Here is a 16,503-nt window from a genome sequence, read left to right on the forward strand (position 1 = left end):
TCCCCCGCTGACGCAGGGGAGGGGACTGGCTCCCTCCCCTGCGCAGCGGGGGAGGGCCGGGGAGGGGGCATCGGCGCCCCGCGCCAAACAGAAAGATCACCCCATGACCAGCGTGACCGAAGCCTCCCCCCTCTCCTCCGCCGAGGCGATGCGCGCCCGGCGCAAGGCCCGTCTTGCGCACGCGCTGAACCGCGCCGCCGCAACCCTTCAGATCGTCGGGTTCGGCTGGCTCACCCCGCTGCTCCGCATGGCCGCCGGGGACAGCCCGCGCCAGCAGGGGCGGGAACTGTGGCAGCAGATGGGCGTTCCGCTGACCGCCCTGATGCTGTTCCTCGCCGCCTGGGCGTGGCTGGCGCCGCAGGTGAACACCAGCCTGGGCGCCATCCCCGGCCCGGCCCAGGTGTGGGAGCAGGTGGGCAACCTCCACGCCGACCATAAGGCCGAACGCGCCAAGGAGGCCGCCTTCTACGACCGGCAGGCCAAGCGCAACGCCGAGCTTCTGGCGAAGGACCCGGCGGCGGAGGTGAAGACCCGCCCCTACGCCGGCAAGCCGACCTACCTGGACCAGATCGTCACCAGCCTGAAGACAGTGTTCACCGGCTTCCTGATCGGCGCGCTGGTGGCGGTCCCGCTGGGGGTGGCCTGCGGCCTGTCGCGCACGGTCAACGCGGCGATGAACCCGCTGATCCAGATCTTCAAGCCGGTGTCGCCGCTGGCCTGGCTGCCGCTGGTCACCATGGTGGTCAGCGCCACGGTGTCGAGCGACAACCCGGCCTTCGAGAAATCCTTTCTGACCTCCGCCATCACGGTGACGCTCTGCTCGCTGTGGCCGACGCTGATCAACACGGCGGTCGGCGTGTCGTCCATCGACAAGGACCTGATGAACGTGGGCAAGGTGCTGCAACTGTCCGGCCCGACGATGGTGCGCCGGCTCGTCCTGCCCTCCGCGCTGCCCTACATCTTCACCGGGCTGCGGCTGTCGCTGGGCGTGGGCTGGATGGTGCTGATCGCGGCGGAGATGCTGGCCCAGAACCCCGGCCTGGGCAAGTTCGTGTGGGACGAGTTCCAGAACGGCTCCTCCTCCTCGCTCGCCCGCATCATGGTGGCGGTCTTCACCATCGGCCTGATCGGCTTCCTGCTGGACCGCGTGATGTTGGCCTTCCAGGCCGCCGTTTCCCACACCGGCACCCGCTGAGGAGTCCCCGAGCATGGCCATCCTTGAGCTGAAGAACGTCGCGAAGTCCTACGGCGGGACCGAGGTGCTGCGCGGAATCGACCTGTCCATCGCGGAGGGGGAGTTCGTTGCCATCGTCGGCTTCTCCGGCGCCGGCAAAACCACGCTGGTCAACCTGATGGGCGGCCTGGCCGAACCCGACGCGGGGGAGGTGCTGTTCCGCGGCCAGCCGGTGCGCGGGCCGGGGGCGGAGCGCGGCGTCGTGTTCCAGAACTACTCGCTGATGCCCTGGCTGAGCGTGAAGGACAATGTGGCGCTGGCCGTGGACGCCGTGCACAAGGGCAAGGCGGCGCGGGAGCGCGGCGCGCTCACCCGCCGGGCGGTGGAGACGGTGGGGCTGGGCCACGCCACCGACCGCCGTCCGAAGGAACTGTCGGGCGGCATGCGCCAGCGCGTCGGCTTCGCCCGCGCGCTGGCCATGAGCCCGGAGATGCTGCTGCTCGACGAGCCGCTGTCGGCGCTGGACGCGCTGACCCGCGCCAAGCTCCAGGACGAGATCGAGGCGATCTGGCGCAAGGACCGCAAGACCGTCGTCCTCATCACCAACGACGTGGACGAGGCGATCCTGCTGGCCGACCGCATCATCCCGCTGACGCCGGGTCCGGGGGCGACGCTCGGCCCCGCCTTCGCGGTGGACCTGCCGCGCCCGCGCGACCGCACCGCCGTGAACCACGACCCGGACTTCAAACGCCTGCGCGCCGAGGTCACGGCGTGGCTGATGGAGGCCGGGGCCAGCCGCGCCGCCGCCGCGGTGGACGAGAGCCTGACCCTGCCGGCGGTCACGCCGATCACCGCCGCCCCGCCGCCGAAGGCCTATCTGGCCGGGCAGAGCGGCGGCCTGTCCGACGACCGATATGTCGAGTTCAGCCGGGTCACCAAGACCTTCGCCACGCCGAAGGGGCCGCTGACCGTGGTGGACGGCTTCGACCTGAAGATGCGCAAGGGGGAGTTCATCTCCCTGATCGGCCATTCGGGCTGCGGCAAGTCCACGGTGCTGTCGATGGTCGCCGGGCTGGCCGATGTCTCCAGCGGCGGCATCGTTCTGGACGGCAAGGAGGTCGTCGGCGCCGGTCCCGACCGGGCGGTGGTCTTCCAGGCGCCCAGCCTGTTCCCCTGGCTGACCGCGCTGGAGAACGTCATGCTGGGGGTCGACCGCGTCTATCCGCAGGCGGGCCGGGGGGAGCGCGGCGACATCGCCCGCTATTACCTGTCGCGCGTCGGGCTGGGCGACGCCATGCACAAGAAGGCGGCGGAGCTGTCCAACGGCATGAAGCAGCGCGTCGGCATCGCGCGGGCCTTCGCCCTGTCGCCGAAGCTGCTGCTGCTGGACGAGCCCTTCGGCATGCTGGACAGCCTGACCCGCTGGGAGCTTCAGGAGGTGCTGATGGAGGTGTGGGCACGCACCCAGGTCACCGCCATCTGCGTCACCCACGACGTTGACGAGGCGATCCTCCTGGCCGACCGTGTGGTGATGATGTCCAACGGGCCGAACGCCCGCATCGGCCACATCCTGGAGGTGGACATTCCCCACCCCCGGACCCGGCAGGCCCTGCTGGAGCATCCCCGCTACTACGCCTACCGGGAGGAATTGCTGAACTTCCTGGAAGGCGGGCATCACGGGACGGTCAAGGCGGCGTGATTGGGGCGGCGTAAGGCGGAAGCTTGGAAAGAGGGCGGAGCGGGCATGGCGAACACACCCCTGACCATTCTGGTGGCCGGTCCCGACGCCGACGCCACGCGGGCGGTGGAGGACGGGCTGGCCGGGACAGCGGCGCGCGACCGGATTGCCGTTGTCCACGGTCTCGGCGATCTGCCCGCCCGCGCCGCCGCCCTGGCCCCCGATGCGGTGATCCTCGCCCTGGCGGAGCCGGACCGCGCGACGCTGGACGGCGTCTTCCGGCTGGCCCGTGCCGGCGCCTGCGCCGTCGTCCTCTTCGCCGATCGGGCACCGCCGGGAGCCGCGGCACAGGCCGCGGAGGCCGGGGTAGCGGCTTTCGTCCTGGACGGGCTGCATCCCGCCCGCGTCCGGCCCATCCTGGAAACCGCGCTGGCCAGATTCGCTGCGTTTGAAACGCTGAAGCGCGAACGCGACGAGGCCCGCACGCAGCTTGCCGACCGCAAGCTGATCGAGCGGGCGAAGGGCATCCTGATGCAGCAGAAATCCCTGACGGAGGAGGCGGCCTACACCGCGCTGCGCAAGGCCGCCATGAAGCAGGGCCGCCGCATCGCCGACATCGCCCAGAGCGTCGTCACCGCCGCCCAGATCGAGCTGTAAGGCCTTTCAGATCAAGCCTTTGATGTCGGCAATTATACTGAACTTACAATTCACTTCCCAGACCGGGGAAGGCATGTGTGAACGGTCCGGTGACGGGACAGCCCCTCGACTGTGCCAAAGCTTGCGGGTCGCGGCAAGCCCCGGCTCAAGCGGTCTGTGGAACCCGTGCGATCACCTTGATCTCGAAATCGAAACCGGCGAGCCAGTTCACTCCGACGGCGGTCCAGTTGGGATAGGGCTTCCGAGGAAACATTCTGTCTTTGACGGACAGGACGGTCTCGAACTGGGCCTCCGGATCGGTGTGGAACGTCGTCACGTCGACGATATCGTCGAAGGTGGCGCCGGCCGCTTTCAGAACGGCGCCAAGGTTGTCAAAAGCCAGTTGAACCTGTTTCGCGAAATCGGGTTCGGGTGAGCCGTCCTCATGGCCGCCGACCTGCCCCGAGACGAAGAGCAGATCGCCGGACCGGATGGCGGCGGAGTAGCGGTGAATCTCGTAGAGCGCCTGCCGGCCGGCGGGAAAGATGGCATCGCGCTTGGACATTGATGTCTCCCATTCGGATCGGAACTGGTGCAGGAGATAGCAGCCCAGGGAGTGCGTGATTAGACGTTGAAATCGGCACGGGTCGATGCAAGATCGCCATCAATGACCCGCCCCTCGCTCAATGATCTCAGCGCTTTCGTGGCCGTTGCCACCCATCGCAGCTTTCGCCGCGCCGCCGATGAACTCGGAATGGCGCCATCCACGCTGAGCCACGCGATGCGGGGCCTTGAGGACCGGTTGGGCGTGCGCCTTCTCAACCGCACGACCCGCAGCGTCTCGCCGACCGAAGCGGGGCTTGAACTGCTCGGCCGCTTGCAAGTTGCCCTGACGTCTTTGGATGAAGCGTTGGACGCCGCCACCGCCTTTCGAGGCAATGTGGCCGGCCGGGTCCGGATCAACGCGCCGCGCGTGGCCGCGGCGGTTCTCGTCCGAGACGTCCTCCCGCGCATGGTCGAGCGGTTTCCCGACGTGACCGTCGATCTGGTCGTCGAGGGGCGGTTGATCGACATTGTTTCCGGGGGCTTCGACGCCGGCGTCCGCCTCATCGGTTCCATTCCCAAGGACATGATCGCCGTGCCCTTTCCCGACCCGATCGGGTTCGTCTGCGTCGCATCCCCAGCTTATCTCGATCGCGCCGGTGAGCCGACGACGCCCGACGATCTCCAGCGCCATCGCTGCATCGGCCACCGCCTTCCGGGCGGCAGGCTCTACCGGTGGGAGTTCGAGCGGGCCGGGCAGGAATTGACGGTCGACGTAAACGGATCGGTGGTTCTCGACGATGAGGAGTTGATGGTGGAGGCCGCCGCGCAGGGCCTGGGGATCGCCTATGTGGCGAACTGGGCCGCCGAGGCCGCTCTGGCGCAGGGGCGGTTGCGGACCGTTCTGCCAACTTGGATGCACAAGCCGGAGCGAGCGGCGGTGTACTACCCCGGCCATCGCGCCGTGCCGCCGGCTCTGCGGGCGTTCCTCGACATCGTCAAGAGCATGCCGGATCAGGAGCATGCCGGCCCAGTCGGCGGCGATGAGTCATGACCAAATGCCCCGGTGATCGTCGCCGAACGAAGGAAGGTGGAGGTGAAATGTTTCAAATTCAGCGTTGCCGGACGCCATTCCACGCGGTTGATCCCACATGACCGATTCCGAAGGCCCGATCCCCGACATCATCACCCCCGGCCTCGACGTCCTGTTCGTCGGCTTCAATCCGGGAACACGGTCCGGCCTGCTCGGCCACAACTACGCGGGGCGCGGCAACCAGTTCTGGAAGCTGTTGGCGGAATCCGGACTGACGCCACGCCTGCTGCGCCCGGAGGAGGACCGGCTTCTGCCCGACTTCGGCCTGGGCTCCACCAACCTCGTGGCGCGGGCGACGGCGAGCGCCGCCGACCTCAGCCGGGCGGAACTGCGCGGCGGCGTGCCGCGGCTGCGCGCGTTGGTCGCTGAATTTCAGCCGCGGGTGATCGCCTATACGGGGAAGGGGGTCTATCTCGCCGCCGCGGATCGCGACCGGGCGGATTGGGGGGTCCAGCCGGACAGCCTGTTCGACGGTCCCGTGGACGTCGTGCTGCCCTCGCCCAGCGGGCTCGCCCGTCTGCCGTTCGAGGAAAAGCTGCGCTGGTTCCGCGAGGTGAAGCGGGTCATCAGCGCTGAAGTTGACACCCGCCGCTGACGTCAGCGGGTGTCCGTTACAAATTCAGCGTTGCCAACGGTCAGGCCAGCAACTCGTCCAGAAGGGCGTGGAGACGGCGCAACTCCTGCCATTGCGCCTCGTTGAGCTGCTTGCGGTGCGCCCGCAACTCGCCGACATCGACGGCGGAAAAGTCCTTGGCGATGCGTTGAACCGCGGAGACGAAGCGCACCGCCGGGACCGGCTGAGCCTTCGCCGCCGCTGCGTCCGGCGTCTCCCCGCCCGCCATCTGGGCGCGCTTCGCCTCGCGCAGGGCCTTGACCGTGCCGCCGTCCTTCACCGTGTCCCACAGCTTCCTCTGCACGACCGGATCGTCCACCGCGGCGATCTCCGTCAGGATGCTTTTCGGGACGGAGCGATGGCGCGTTTCAAATTCAGCGACGATGTCGGCCGGCAGACGCAGCAGCGACAAGGTGCGCGTCACCTCCGCCTGGCTGCGCCCGATCACCTGCCCCAGCGCTTCGTGCGTGTAGTCGTGCCGCTCGATCAGCCGGGCGAAGGCGCGAGCCAGTTCCATGGCGTCGAGATCGACGCGCTGGATGTTCTCGATCAGAGCCAGTTCGTCCGGGTCGCCGTCCGTGACGATGGCGAAGATGGTCTGGCGCCCGGCCAGTCCGCAGGCGCGCAGGCGCCGTTCGCCAGCGATCAGGCGATAGTCGCCGTCGCCCAGATCCTGCACCAGAACCGGCTGCTTCAGCCCGTGGCGGGCGATGGAGTTCGCCAGCTCCTGAAGCGACTGGTCGTCGAAATGGCGGCGCGGCTGGTCGGGATTGGGGTGCACCCGATCCAGATCGACCTCGATCAGCCGCGGGAAGTCGGCGGACAACCCGAACAGCGCGTCACCGCCGCGCTGCGCCGCCTTGTCGAAAATGCGGGTGCTGGTCCGTTCGAGCTTACGAGACATGGGCGTCTTCCGCAGTCTGGAGGTGGGCGGCCAGTTCACGCGCCAGTTCGCCATAGGCCTGGACGCTGTTGGAATTCGGATCGGCCTCGATGGCCGGGCGGCCGGCGCCCGACGCCTGGGCGAAGAGCGTGGCGCGCGGCACGGCGTTCAGAACGCGGGTGCGCCCCTCGTAATGCTCCTGAATCTCGCGCAGGCTGGCCTGATCCTGCGTCAGGCGGGACGAGAACATGGTCGGCAGGATGCCGAAGATGTTCAGCGACGGGTTCGAGCGGCGCCGGATCTTGGCGATGGTCTCCAGCAGCAGCGGCACGCCCAAGCCGGCAAACACCTCCGTCTGCACGGGAATCAGCACGAGATCGCTGGCCGCCAGCGCGTTGATGGTCAGCAGGCCGAGATTGGGCGGGCAATCGATGACGATGACGTCGTACCGGTTCCGCACCTCCGCCAGCTTCTCCTTCAGGACCAGGGAGTTGTCCGGCTCCGCCACCAGCTCCGTCTCCGCCGCGGCGAGGCCGATGCTGGACGGGGCGAGCATGACGGCGCCGCCGCACACCGGCTGGAGGATGCTGTCGAAGGACGCCCCGCCGCGCACGACATTATAGATGCCCTTGCGCTGGGTTTCGATCTCGCCGGGATCGAGCCCCATATGGACGGTGGCGTTGCCCTGGGGATCGCTGTCGAGAAGCATCACCTTCAGGCCCAGCGTGGACAGCGCATAGGAAAGGTTGACCGCCGTCGTCGTCTTGCCGACGCCGCCCTTCTGATTCGCGACAGCCACCACCGCGCGCTGCATCTTGGGCACCCCGGCGTTCTGCGGCACGGCGGCCATGCCGCCCTGTCCGGCCAGGAATCCCGCCACCTGCTGGGGGATGCGCTCCGCCCCGCTTTCCCACCGGCTGATCCGGGATCGGTCGTAGCGGCGGTTCAGCGCACCGTTGAGCCATGTCGCAAAGCTCAACTGGTCCTCGGCGCGCCGTTCGCGGATGGCGCGCAGTTCTTCCCCGTTCATCGGGCCTCCGGCTTTCCCTGTGTTCGGCCCGTTTTCGCAAAATGTGACGCAACTGGTCAAGCCGAAGCGCACCGATTTGCGTCAAATGGCCCGGCGGACCCCCGTGATGCCCCTATCATGCTCCTATCATGCGACGTCGTATGGGACCTCGGTCACAAAACCGGGCTCTCTCGACGGGTGGTGCGGGGCGGTGGAAAACCGTTACGGAGACGAATCGACCGGGACCCCGTCAAGCCCATTTTCCAGAGCGTTACCAATTCAGCGTTGCCTCGGCGGGGCCATTTCGATTCGCGCCTTGATTCACTTGGACTCCGTTGTTTCAAATTCAGCGTCGGATGCCGAGTCGCCTGTTTTCGCCGCCGTTGCAAGATCTGCGCGAGACTCGCCGAGTCGGCTAAGCCCTGGAAAGCCTTGGGTTTCCGAGTCGAATGTTACTGATTCAGCGTTGGACCCGAGTCTCTCCCGTTTCAAATTCAGCGTCCTATGGGGTTGACAGTTGACGGTCCGGTTGGGGAACGCCCGATGGGCGGCGATGCTCGTCCCGGTGGCGGACTGGGGTCCGGATCACCCTCGAATGCCCGGTTCCCGATTCTCCGCCCCTCCCACCGTTGCGTTTTCAGCGAAGAGGGTCGCGCCAGCACCCGCGCAACCGGTCTAACCGGAGAATCCTATAGGGACTCATATAGGACATGGTTGCGAGTTCAGCGTGGATAACCGCCTTTCGTGACTCGTCTTCAGCGTGGATGAGCGAGTCCCCGTTGCGACTTCGGCGTTCCGTCCGTTGCGGAGTCAGCGAGCCGTTCCGGCCGGTTTCGCCCCAAGCGATTCCAACTCAGCGTGGACAAGCCCGCCCGGCTGTGGACAAGCCCCCTTCCGGCACCCGTCGCTCCGAACGGGACGCTGATTTTGAAACATGGGCTTGGCCGTGAGGGGCTGGCGGAGGGCTGCTGGGGGCCACGCCCGGCCACTTCGCTGAAGTTGAGTCGGAATCTGCAGCTTCCGTTGCGACTTCAGCGATTCGTGGGATGGACGCGCTTCACAGCCACCACATTTTGTGTTTTCTGAAATGACAGCAACGTGACCGAACGAGGCCGGAGGGGTCCCATGGCGAAAATCCACGAGCAGCTTACCCTGGAGGGATTCGAGGCGGTTCTTGCCCGCACCGAAGACCCCAAGGAGCGCCGCCGTGTGATCATGGCCCACGAAGCGCTGTCCAACGAGATGGACGCGATCGGCTATTTGCACGCGGGCTTCTGCCAAGCCTCCCTGCCGCACCGCAAGCCGAAGGACGAGACCGCTCCCTGGGTCCGCAACAACGGAAAGTACCAGCTCGTCGTGCGCCCCGGCATTCTGCCGCTGCGCGACGGCACGGTCCTGGACGTCGGGGTTCCCTACGGCGCCAAGGCGCGCCTGATCATGATCTACCTGCAGACCGAGGCCCGCAAGACGCGCAGCGCCCATGTCGATCTGGGACCGAGCATGAGCGCGTGGCTGCGCCGGCTCGGGCTGGCCCCCACGGGCGGCGAGCGCGGGAACTACAAGCCGGTGCGCGAGCAGGTGCTGCGGATCGCCCGTAGCGAATTCACCCTGCGCACCACCACCGGCCCTTCCACGGCGGAAATTTCCGACCAGCGCCTGATCGACGGCATCAAGCTGTGGCGCGACGAGGAGGACACGCCGGACCTGTTCCGCACGGGTGGCGAATGGGTGCGCTTCGTCCGCCTGACCCAGAGCTTCTTCGAGCACCTGATGGAACACGCCGTCCCGCTGGACGAGCACGCCATCGCCAAGCTGAAGAACTCCGCCCTGGCGCTCGACGCCTATGTGTGGCTGGTCCACCGGCTGCATCGCCTGGACAAGCAGACGCTCGTTCCCTGGCACGCCCTGTCGCAGCATTTCGGCTCGGTCAGCGAGCACCGCGTGCTGGCCTTCCGCCTGAAAGAGGCGCTGAAGGACGTCATGGCCGTCTATCCCGACGCGAACATCGAGCCGACATCCAAGGGGCTAGTCCTCCGTCCGTCGGCTCCCGCCGTGCCGTCCAACAAGCATCTCGTCCTGCGCCCCGTCCGGGGCTGACGGATGGCGGTTGTGATGCTGCCGGCCAGGGCGTCCGGTCGCAGGGTGGGCGGTTGAAGCGAACGCCTTCGGCGTGACATTCTGGATCGGCTGCAACCGCACGGCACCCTGGGTCGCCGAATGCAGCGGAAGGATCGATCCACGATGTCGTATCGGGCCGACGACGACCAGTATCCGGCGCGCGCGGTGGTCTACATCGAGGCGTCGTGGGGAAGCCGGACCTATGTCGGTTCGGGCTTCCTGGCCGGGCGCAACGACGTCGTCACCGCCTCCCACGTCGTCTACAACGCCGCTCTCGGCGGCAAGCCCAGCAGCCTGAAGATCTACCCATCCTACAACCCGGGCAAATCCGACAACGTCGCCTACGGCGTTGCCAAGTCACAGTTCTTCACCAACTTCGATCCGGATTCGGACGGCAAGCTCGTCACCGGGGATTTCTACCGGACGACTCAGAGCGGGACGGAGATCGACATCGCTCTGCTGACCCTGTCCGAGCCGGTCGGCGACAAGTTCGGCTATTTCGGGATCGATTGGAACTTCGCGGGCGGAACGGTCGGCGTCCTGGGCCATCCCACCCGATACGGGCGGTACGAGACCTTCGACAGCGGCACCGTCCGTCGGTCGAGCGTCGATACGGTCTACTACATAAACGCGGACCTGGAGATCAATCCCGGGAACTCCGGCGGGCCGATCTACTACACGATTGGAAACAACGCCTTCGCGGTCGGCGTCGTGTCCACCGCCATCGCCGCCACGTCCCTGGGCGGCCATGCCTATTGGCTGAGGGACGCGCTGTCCGCCAACGACGTCTACATCGCCTCCGGCACGCCCACGCCCGACTCGCAGCGGCGGGCCCTCGTGAGCGACGGCGTGTCGGGTCGGGAGGTGCAGATGGACATCTATGCCGGCCCGCTGACGACGCTGAAGAACGTCTATCTGGGCAGCAAATCCATCGAGGCGGTGATCGGCAGCGAGCTTGGCGACTTCATGAACCTGGGCGCCGGCGACGATGCGGCGGACGGGAAGGGCGGCGACGACGTTCTGGACGGCGGCACCGGCTCCAACTTCCTGACCGGCGGTGCCGGCAACGACACTTTCTTTCTCGATGGGCGCGGCACAGGGGTGACCTGGTCCACCATCACCGATTTCGAGCCCGGCGAATGGACGACCGCCTGGGGGTGGAAGGAAGGGGTGTCGAAGCTGACCTGGGAAGCGATGAAGGGCGCCAAGGGTTACGAAGGCGCTACGGTGCGCATCGACTTCGACGGGAACGGCAGCATCGACGGCAGCATCACCTTCACCGGAAAGTCCATCGGCGCCGTCATCACCATGCCGGGACAGGTCGGCGCCGACAGCTATCTGGCCTTCCGGCTGTCCTGACGCCTGCAAAGCTACAGAGTTCGCAGGTTTCTTCACCACAGAGGCGCAAAGACACAGAGGGATGCTCTAACCTCTGTGTCTTTGCGCCTCTGTGGTGAATTCCCCGCTGCCTGAACACTCTACAAGGACAACAGCAGCTCCCGCTCCACCGCCGCGTCGGGCACAGCGAGCGCCCCGCGGGTCACCGTCACGGCGCTGCGCCCGCCACCCAGCGGGGTGACGCGCACCTGCACGCCGATCCGTTCCACCAGCGCCGGAACGTGGCTGATGACTCCCACCTGGCGCCCCGTGGCCTGAAGCGCCTCCAGGCAGGACAGCGCCAGATCCAGGCTGCCGGGGTCCAGCGTGCCGAACCCCTCGTCGATGAACAGCGTCCCGATCCCCCCGCCGCTGCCCCCCGCCATGGCCGACAGGCCGAGCGCCAGGGCCAGCGAGACGAGGAACATCTCGCCGCCGGACAGGCTGTGAACGCCACGCCGCTCGTCGCCCATCTCCCCGTCCACCACCTGGATCTCCAGGTCGGCCCCGCCCACCCGCTCCAGCCGGTAGCGGCGGGCGAGATCGGCCAGATAGCGGTTCGCCTGCACCAGAAGCAGGTCGAGGCTGAGGCTTTGGGCGAAGTTGCGCAGCTTCCGCCCGTCGGCGGACCCGATGAGCTGCGCCATGGACGCCCACAGCCCGTGCGTCCTGCGCTGCGCCTCCACCCGGTCGATCACGGCGGCGAGGCGGATGCGGTTCTCCATGTCGGCGCGCAGCCGTGCCTGGACCTCCCCGAGCCGCCCGCGCGTGTCCTGAAGCCGCCCCGCCGCCTCGGCGACGGCGGCGCGCGCCTCCTCCGCACCGATGGACGGCAGTCCGGCGCCGTGATGCTCCCGCCGCAACCGGGTCCGCTCCGCCGCGAGCAACGCATTGTCCCGCCGCGCCGAATCGAGGGCGGCCAGCGCCCGCTCCTCCCCCGTCAGCCAGTCCTCGTCGCGGACCAGATGGGCGCGGGCGTCGTCCACCGTGACGCCACAGCGCTCCGCCGCCGCGGCCAGGGCGTCCACCGCGGTCTCCGCCTCGGCGGTGCAGCGCCGGGCGGAATCGCCGCGCGTCGCGACATTCTGCTCCGCCGCCGACAGGCGGGCCGCCGCGTCCTGCCGGGCGACCGTCGCCTGCTCCACCAGGGCCTCCGCCCGCTGGCAGGCTGCGGTCAGCTCCTTCTTCACCGCGCTCACCGCCCGCCCGCCGAGCAAGGCCGCGCGCGCCGTGCGCCGCTCCTCCACCGTCGCGGCCAGACCCTCGCACCGGCGCCGCGCCGCCTGTTCGGCCTGCCGCGCGCCCTCCAGCTCCGCCGCCTTGGCGCCGGCCTGCCGTTCCAGCGTCTCCACGTCCCGCCGCGCCTGGGCCAAGCCGTCGCGCTGGCGCAGCACATCGGCGACCCGCGCCGCGATGGCCTCGCGGAACCCGTCCGGATCGCGCTCCAGCGCGGCGCTCCACCCCTCCAGGCCGGCGAAGGACTGGGCCAGCTCCGCCTGCACCGCGGCCCGCGCGTCCGCCCCCTGATCCCGCCGGGCCGCGGCCAGGGACTCGGTGTGGCGGGCGGAGTCGCGCTGGCGGGCCCGCGCCTCGGAGGCCCGCTCCGTGTCGGCCAGCGCCGCTTCCCGCTCGCGGCACGCCTGCACCGCCTTGTCCAGCCGCGCCCTGTGGTCCAGCGCCGCGGCCTCGGCCTTCCCGGCTTCGGCCAGTTCCGCGTCCACATCGGCCAGCCGCCGGGAGACCGCCTCCGCATCCGGCTTGGTGGGCAGGCCGAAAGCCGCTGCCCGCTCCGCCCAGCGCTCCGCCGCTTCCACCCGTTCCGCCGACAGTGCGGCCAACCGCTTGTCCAGAACCGCGGCGCGTTCCCGTGCCGCCTTCGCCGCCGCAGCCTGTGCGCCATGCTCCGTCGCCAGCTCCGTCACCTCGGCGCGCAGGGCGGCGACGCGGCGGTTCTGGTCGTCGGCCAGCCGGTCGAGCGGCGTGTGCCCGGTTCCCCAGGCCCCCCAAGGGTGTTCCGTGGCGCCGCAGACGGGGCAGGCGTCGCCCTCCACCAGTTGTGCGCGCAGCGACGCCGCATCCTCGCCGCGGGCAAGGCGCAGGCGGTGCAGGGCGGCATCGGCCTCCTCCAGCGCCGCGCGGCGCTGGTCCAGCCGTGCCCTCGTCTCCATGGCGCGGGCGTCGCCCTCCTCGGCGGCGACGCGCTGCCGCACCCGTTCGGCTTCCGCCTCGCCGGCGTCCGCCGCCAGCCGTTTGGCCCGTTCCGCCACCTGCGCCAGCGCCGACAACCCGTCGCGGCGCTCCGCCAGAGCCGTGCGCCGTCCACGCAGGGCGTCCAACGGCTCCACCGGTTCGGCCTTGAGCGCGGCGAGCGTCCGCTCCGCCTCGTCCCGCCGCGCCGTGGCCTCCTCCCGCAGGGTGGACAGGCGGACCAGTTCCGCCTCATGGGCGGCGGCCTCTTGAGCGGCGCGCCCGGCTTCCTTCGCGGCATCGCGCTCCACCCGCGAGGAGTCGCGGTGGCGAATCAGCAGCGCGTCCCAGCGCGCCCACTGATCGGCCACCGGCACCAGCGCCGTCTGACCGGCCAGCCACCGCTCCCGCTCCGCCGCGTCCGCGAGAGCCTGCTCCAGCGCCGTCCGAGTGGCGGCGCCGGATTCGCGAAGCGCCCGAACCTCCGCCTCCGCCGTTGCGGCTTCAGCGAACGCCCCGGCCTGCTGATCCGTCAGCGTGGCGACCTCCGCATCCAAGGCGGCGGCCCGCTCCAGCTCCGGTTCGGCCTCCTCCACGGCGGTCCGCGCCGCCTCATAGGCGCCGCGCACTTCCTTATGACGGGCATCCGCCTGCACCAGCCGATCCTGGGCCTCCGCCACCGCGGTTCTGGCGCGGTCCAGGGCCTCCAGCGCCTCTGAAGCCGCTGCGGCGCAGCGGTCCGCCTCGCTCAGGCGCGCCCGCAAGGGCTGAAGCTTGCGCAAAAGCGCGGCCTCGTCCCGGCGCGGGCCGGCTTCCTGCCAGACCCGCTCGGCCTCCCGGCTCTTGGCCTCGGCGTCCGCCTCCGCCGCGGCAAGCCGTGCGTCCTGCTCGTGCCAGGCGACGGCGGCGCGCGCCGACTCGAGAACCGCTTCCTCCCGCCGCACCGCCTCCACCGCCGTCGCGGCCTCGGCGTCCAGGGCGGCGCGCGCCTCGTCGGACAGCACGCCGATGCCCGCGCATTGCGCCTCTAGCGCCTCCAGCGCCCGCTGCTCTTCCTTCGAGCGTTCGAAAGCGGCGATGGAGATGCGGGAGTAGATTTCCGTTCCGGTCAGCAACTCCAGCAGGGCGGAGCGCTCCGTCGCCGGAGCCTTCAGGAAATTGGCGAAGTCGCCCTGGGCCAGCAGGACGGCGCGGCGGAACTGCTCGAAGCTGAGGCCCAGCCGGGTGGAAATCTCCTCCAGCACGCTGGTCTTGCCGTCGCCCAGCCGCTTGCCGTCCGACAGGGCGGTCAGGCTCATCGTCTGCTTCTGAAGCGCACCGCGGGCGTTCTGCCGCGCCCGTCGCAGCTCCCAGCGCGCGCGGTAGGCGCCGCCGTCGATCCCGAGGAAGTCCACCTCCGCCCAGCCGGACCCCGCCCCGCGGCGCAGGACGCTGCGCACGTCGGTGGTGCTGATCGCGTCGGTATCCCCGCTGGCGCCCAGCGTCACCCCGCGCCCATCCGGCAACCGGGGCATCCGGTCGAACAGGGCAAGGCACAGCGCGTCCAGGATCGTGCTTTTCCCCGCACCGGTCGGGCCGGTGATGGCGAACAGGCCGGCGTGGCGCAGCGGCCCGTCGCCCAACTCCACCGCGAAGGTCCCGTCAAGGCTGGCCAGATTGCAGCCGCGAACCGCCAAAATCCGCATCACGCACCCTCCTGAACGGCAGCGACCAGCTCGTGGAAGGCGGCCAGCAGGGCCGGTTCCGGATCGCCGTCATGATGGCGGCGGTAGAGCCGCAGGAACACGTCCTGCGGCGCCAGATCCGCCAGATCGGCCAGCGGCGCGGATTCGGCCAGGGCCTCGCCGCTGCCGGTCAGGCGCAGGGCGATCTTCACCAGCCGCGCCGGGCGCCCGGCCAACGCGGCGACCACTTCCTCCCGCAGGGCCGGGCGGGGGGACGGCAGCTCGACCGACACCTCGACATAGGGCCAGACGTCCCGCGGCAGGGAGTCGTCCAGTTCCAGCGCCGTCAGCGCCGCCAACGCGTCCTCCGGCGCCGCGAATCGCCCACCGCCGGGGATGCGCCGGATGGCGACGAAGCGGGGCACCCGCAGCGCCTCCACCCCGGCCAACCGCCCTTCAGCGAAGTCGGCCAGCACCACCTGATGCGGGTAAGGCTCCTCGTCCACGGCCAGCGGAAGGGGGGAACCGCTGTAGCGCACCGACTCGCGCGCCCCCACCGCCTGCGCCCGGTGCAGATGGCCCAGCGCCACATAGGCCGCGTCCTCCGGGAAGACGTTCACCGGCAGCGCGTGCTGGTTTCCGCCCAGGACCTTGCGCTCGCTGAGTTCCGACAGGGCGCCGTCGCGCATGTAGCAATGGCCGGTGAGGATCAGCGCCTCGCCCGGTTGCAGGGCGCGCCGCCCGGCCTCGGCGGCGGCTTCATAGACGCGGCGCACGCCTTCGATCAGCGGGTCGGCGCCCGCCGCGACCTCCTCCTCGGTCAGCGGCGGCAAATCGGCGGGGCGGAGATAAGGCACGGCGACGCAGCGCGCGGCGATCCTCCCATGGCCGTCGGTCAGCGGAACCAAAAGCCCGTCCGGCGCGAAGGACCCGTCCTCTCCCACCGGCAGGGCGCCGACCACCCGCACCCCCATCTCCGTCAGCAGGGGGGAGGGCGCCTCCAGCCGGCTGCCGCTGTCGTGGTTCCCGGCGACCACGACGATGTCCAGCGCCGGGCAACGCGCTTTGGCCTTCGCCAGGAAGCGATAGAAGAGGCGGAGCGCCGGGATCGGCGGATTCTGCCCGTCGAACACATCCCCGGCGATGACCAGCGCATCCACGGCCCGGTCTTCGAGCCGGTCGAGAAGCCAATCGAGGAACCGCGCATGCTCATGATCGCGCGCGAAGCCGTGCAGAGTCTGCCCGAGATGCCAGTCGGCGGTGTGGAGAAGGCGCATGGAAGGAAGCAGGTCCATCGGAAAGGGAACCGGCATTCTACGTAAGCGCGGCCACGAACGCGCCGTGTGAAAAAGGCAGCGTCGAAAAATCGCCGGGGTCGAAAAAAGTGCTTGCCACCCCCGGGGGAGCACGCATATAAAGCGCCTCCCGACGCGGTGGCCGCCAACGAGGCGCCGACGGGTCGGGAAAACAGAGACATTCTGGCCCTGGCGGCCCACTCCTCGAAGGGGATGGGCGCGGGGTGTTGCGG

General features: G+C 69.3%; 12 protein-coding genes. 7 read left to right on the plus strand and 5 right to left on the minus strand.

The window, feature by feature from the left end; genetic code table 11:
• Positions 1 to 103: 103 nt before the first annotated feature.
• The 3 genes from DS843_RS28860 to DS843_RS28870 are packed head-to-tail and all read left to right on the plus strand — an operon-like array spanning position 104 to position 3,509.
• Positions 104 to 1,195, plus strand: a complete 1,092-nt coding sequence (locus DS843_RS28860; RefSeq protein WP_149472264.1) for an ABC transporter permease — start codon at positions 104 to 106, stop codon at positions 1,193 to 1,195.
• A gap of 13 nt (positions 1,196 to 1,208) precedes the next feature.
• Positions 1,209 to 2,873 (plus strand): ABC transporter ATP-binding protein, encoded by a 1,665-nt coding sequence (locus tag DS843_RS28865; RefSeq protein WP_149472265.1) that lies wholly within the window; start codon positions 1,209 to 1,211, stop codon positions 2,871 to 2,873.
• Between the two features lie 45 nt (positions 2,874 to 2,918).
• Positions 2,919 to 3,509, plus strand: a complete 591-nt coding sequence (locus tag DS843_RS28870; protein WP_149472266.1) for an ANTAR domain-containing response regulator — start codon at positions 2,919 to 2,921, stop codon at positions 3,507 to 3,509.
• Positions 3,510 to 3,654: 145 nt separating this feature from the next.
• Here DS843_RS28870 and DS843_RS28875 read toward each other — a convergent pair whose 3' ends face one another.
• On the minus strand, positions 3,655 to 4,053 hold the full coding sequence (locus DS843_RS28875; protein WP_149472267.1) for a RidA family protein: 399 nt from the start codon (positions 4,051 to 4,053) through the stop codon (positions 3,655 to 3,657).
• 102 nt (positions 4,054 to 4,155) lie between these two features.
• On the opposite strand from DS843_RS28875, the gene DS843_RS28880 reads away from it, so the two are divergent.
• Together DS843_RS28880 and DS843_RS28885 are read left to right on the plus strand one after the other, a co-directional pair.
• Positions 4,156 to 5,085, plus strand: coding sequence for a LysR family transcriptional regulator (locus DS843_RS28880; protein WP_149472268.1), 930 nt, complete (start codon positions 4,156 to 4,158; stop codon positions 5,083 to 5,085).
• Positions 5,086 to 5,182: 97 nt separating this feature from the next.
• Positions 5,183 to 5,719 carry a mismatch-specific DNA-glycosylase gene (locus DS843_RS28885; protein WP_149472269.1) on the plus strand — a complete coding sequence of 179 codons (537 nt, stop codon included), beginning with the start codon at positions 5,183 to 5,185 and terminating at the stop codon, positions 5,717 to 5,719.
• 40 nt (positions 5,720 to 5,759) lie between these two features.
• On the opposite strand, the gene DS843_RS28890 is transcribed toward DS843_RS28885, so the two are convergent.
• Complete coding sequence (locus tag DS843_RS28890; RefSeq protein ID WP_149472270.1) at positions 5,760 to 6,641, minus strand: ParB/RepB/Spo0J family partition protein; 882 nt, start codon at positions 6,639 to 6,641, stop codon at positions 5,760 to 5,762.
• Positions 6,631 to 7,650 (minus strand): ParA family protein, encoded by a 1,020-nt coding sequence (locus DS843_RS28895; RefSeq protein WP_014197973.1) that lies wholly within the window; start codon positions 7,648 to 7,650, stop codon positions 6,631 to 6,633. Before DS843_RS28895 ends, DS843_RS28890 begins: the two co-directional genes overlap by 11 nt.
• A gap of 1,104 nt (positions 7,651 to 8,754) precedes the next feature.
• Here DS843_RS28895 and DS843_RS28900 point away from each other — a divergent pair.
• Together DS843_RS28900 and DS843_RS28905 are read left to right on the plus strand one after the other, a co-directional pair.
• Positions 8,755 to 9,726 carry a replication protein RepA gene (locus DS843_RS28900; protein WP_149472271.1) on the plus strand — a complete coding sequence of 324 codons (972 nt, stop codon included), beginning with the start codon at positions 8,755 to 8,757 and terminating at the stop codon, positions 9,724 to 9,726.
• A 144-nt stretch (positions 9,727 to 9,870) separates the two neighbouring features.
• Positions 9,871 to 11,106, plus strand: coding sequence for a trypsin-like peptidase domain-containing protein (locus DS843_RS28905; protein ID WP_149472272.1), 1,236 nt, complete (start codon positions 9,871 to 9,873; stop codon positions 11,104 to 11,106).
• Between the two features lie 119 nt (positions 11,107 to 11,225).
• Here the strand turns inward: DS843_RS28905 and DS843_RS28910 are convergent, their stop codons facing one another.
• Together DS843_RS28910 and DS843_RS28915 are read right to left on the minus strand one after the other, a co-directional pair.
• A complete protein-coding gene (locus DS843_RS28910; RefSeq protein ID WP_149472273.1) occupies positions 11,226 to 14,996 on the minus strand; it encodes an AAA family ATPase in 3,771 nt (1,256 codons plus the stop codon).
• Positions 14,996 to 16,270, minus strand: a complete 1,275-nt coding sequence (locus tag DS843_RS28915; protein WP_208852353.1) for an exonuclease SbcCD subunit D — start codon at positions 16,268 to 16,270, stop codon at positions 14,996 to 14,998. The genes DS843_RS28910 and DS843_RS28915 overlap by 1 nt, the downstream gene beginning before the upstream one ends.
• Positions 16,271 to 16,503: the final 233 nt, after the last annotated feature.

The sequence above is a fragment of the Roseomonas genomospecies 6 genome, assembly GCF_008365375.1.
Classification (GTDB): domain Bacteria; phylum Pseudomonadota; class Alphaproteobacteria; order Azospirillales; family Azospirillaceae; genus Azospirillum.

What these genes read in the sequence shown, in the direction of transcription:
- DS843_RS28910 (WP_149472273.1), bottom strand. Translation starts at nt 14,996, where the DNA reads ATGCGGATTTTGGCGGTTCGCGGCTGCAATCTGGCCAGCCTTGACGGG.
- DS843_RS28905 (WP_149472272.1), top strand. Translation starts at nt 9,871, where the DNA reads ATGTCGTATCGGGCCGACGACGACCAGTATCCGGCGCGCGCGGTGGTC.
- DS843_RS28885 (WP_149472269.1), top strand. Translation starts at nt 5,183, where the DNA reads ATGACCGATTCCGAAGGCCCGATCCCCGACATCATCACCCCCGGCCTC.
- DS843_RS28875 (WP_149472267.1), bottom strand. Translation starts at nt 4,053, where the DNA reads ATGTCCAAGCGCGATGCCATCTTTCCCGCCGGCCGGCAGGCGCTCTAC.
- DS843_RS28890 (WP_149472270.1), bottom strand. Translation starts at nt 6,641, where the DNA reads ATGTCTCGTAAGCTCGAACGGACCAGCACCCGCATTTTCGACAAGGCG.
- DS843_RS28880 (WP_149472268.1), top strand. Translation starts at nt 4,156, where the DNA reads ATGACCCGCCCCTCGCTCAATGATCTCAGCGCTTTCGTGGCCGTTGCC.
- DS843_RS28900 (WP_149472271.1), top strand. Translation starts at nt 8,755, where the DNA reads ATGGCGAAAATCCACGAGCAGCTTACCCTGGAGGGATTCGAGGCGGTT.
- DS843_RS28865 (WP_149472265.1), top strand. Translation starts at nt 1,209, where the DNA reads ATGGCCATCCTTGAGCTGAAGAACGTCGCGAAGTCCTACGGCGGGACC.
- DS843_RS28895 (WP_014197973.1), bottom strand. Translation starts at nt 7,650, where the DNA reads ATGAACGGGGAAGAACTGCGCGCCATCCGCGAACGGCGCGCCGAGGAC.
- DS843_RS28915 (WP_208852353.1), bottom strand. Translation starts at nt 16,270, where the DNA reads ATGGACCTGCTTCCTTCCATGCGCCTTCTCCACACCGCCGACTGGCAT.
- DS843_RS28870 (WP_149472266.1), top strand. Translation starts at nt 2,919, where the DNA reads ATGGCGAACACACCCCTGACCATTCTGGTGGCCGGTCCCGACGCCGAC.
- DS843_RS28860 (WP_149472264.1), top strand. Translation starts at nt 104, where the DNA reads ATGACCAGCGTGACCGAAGCCTCCCCCCTCTCCTCCGCCGAGGCGATG.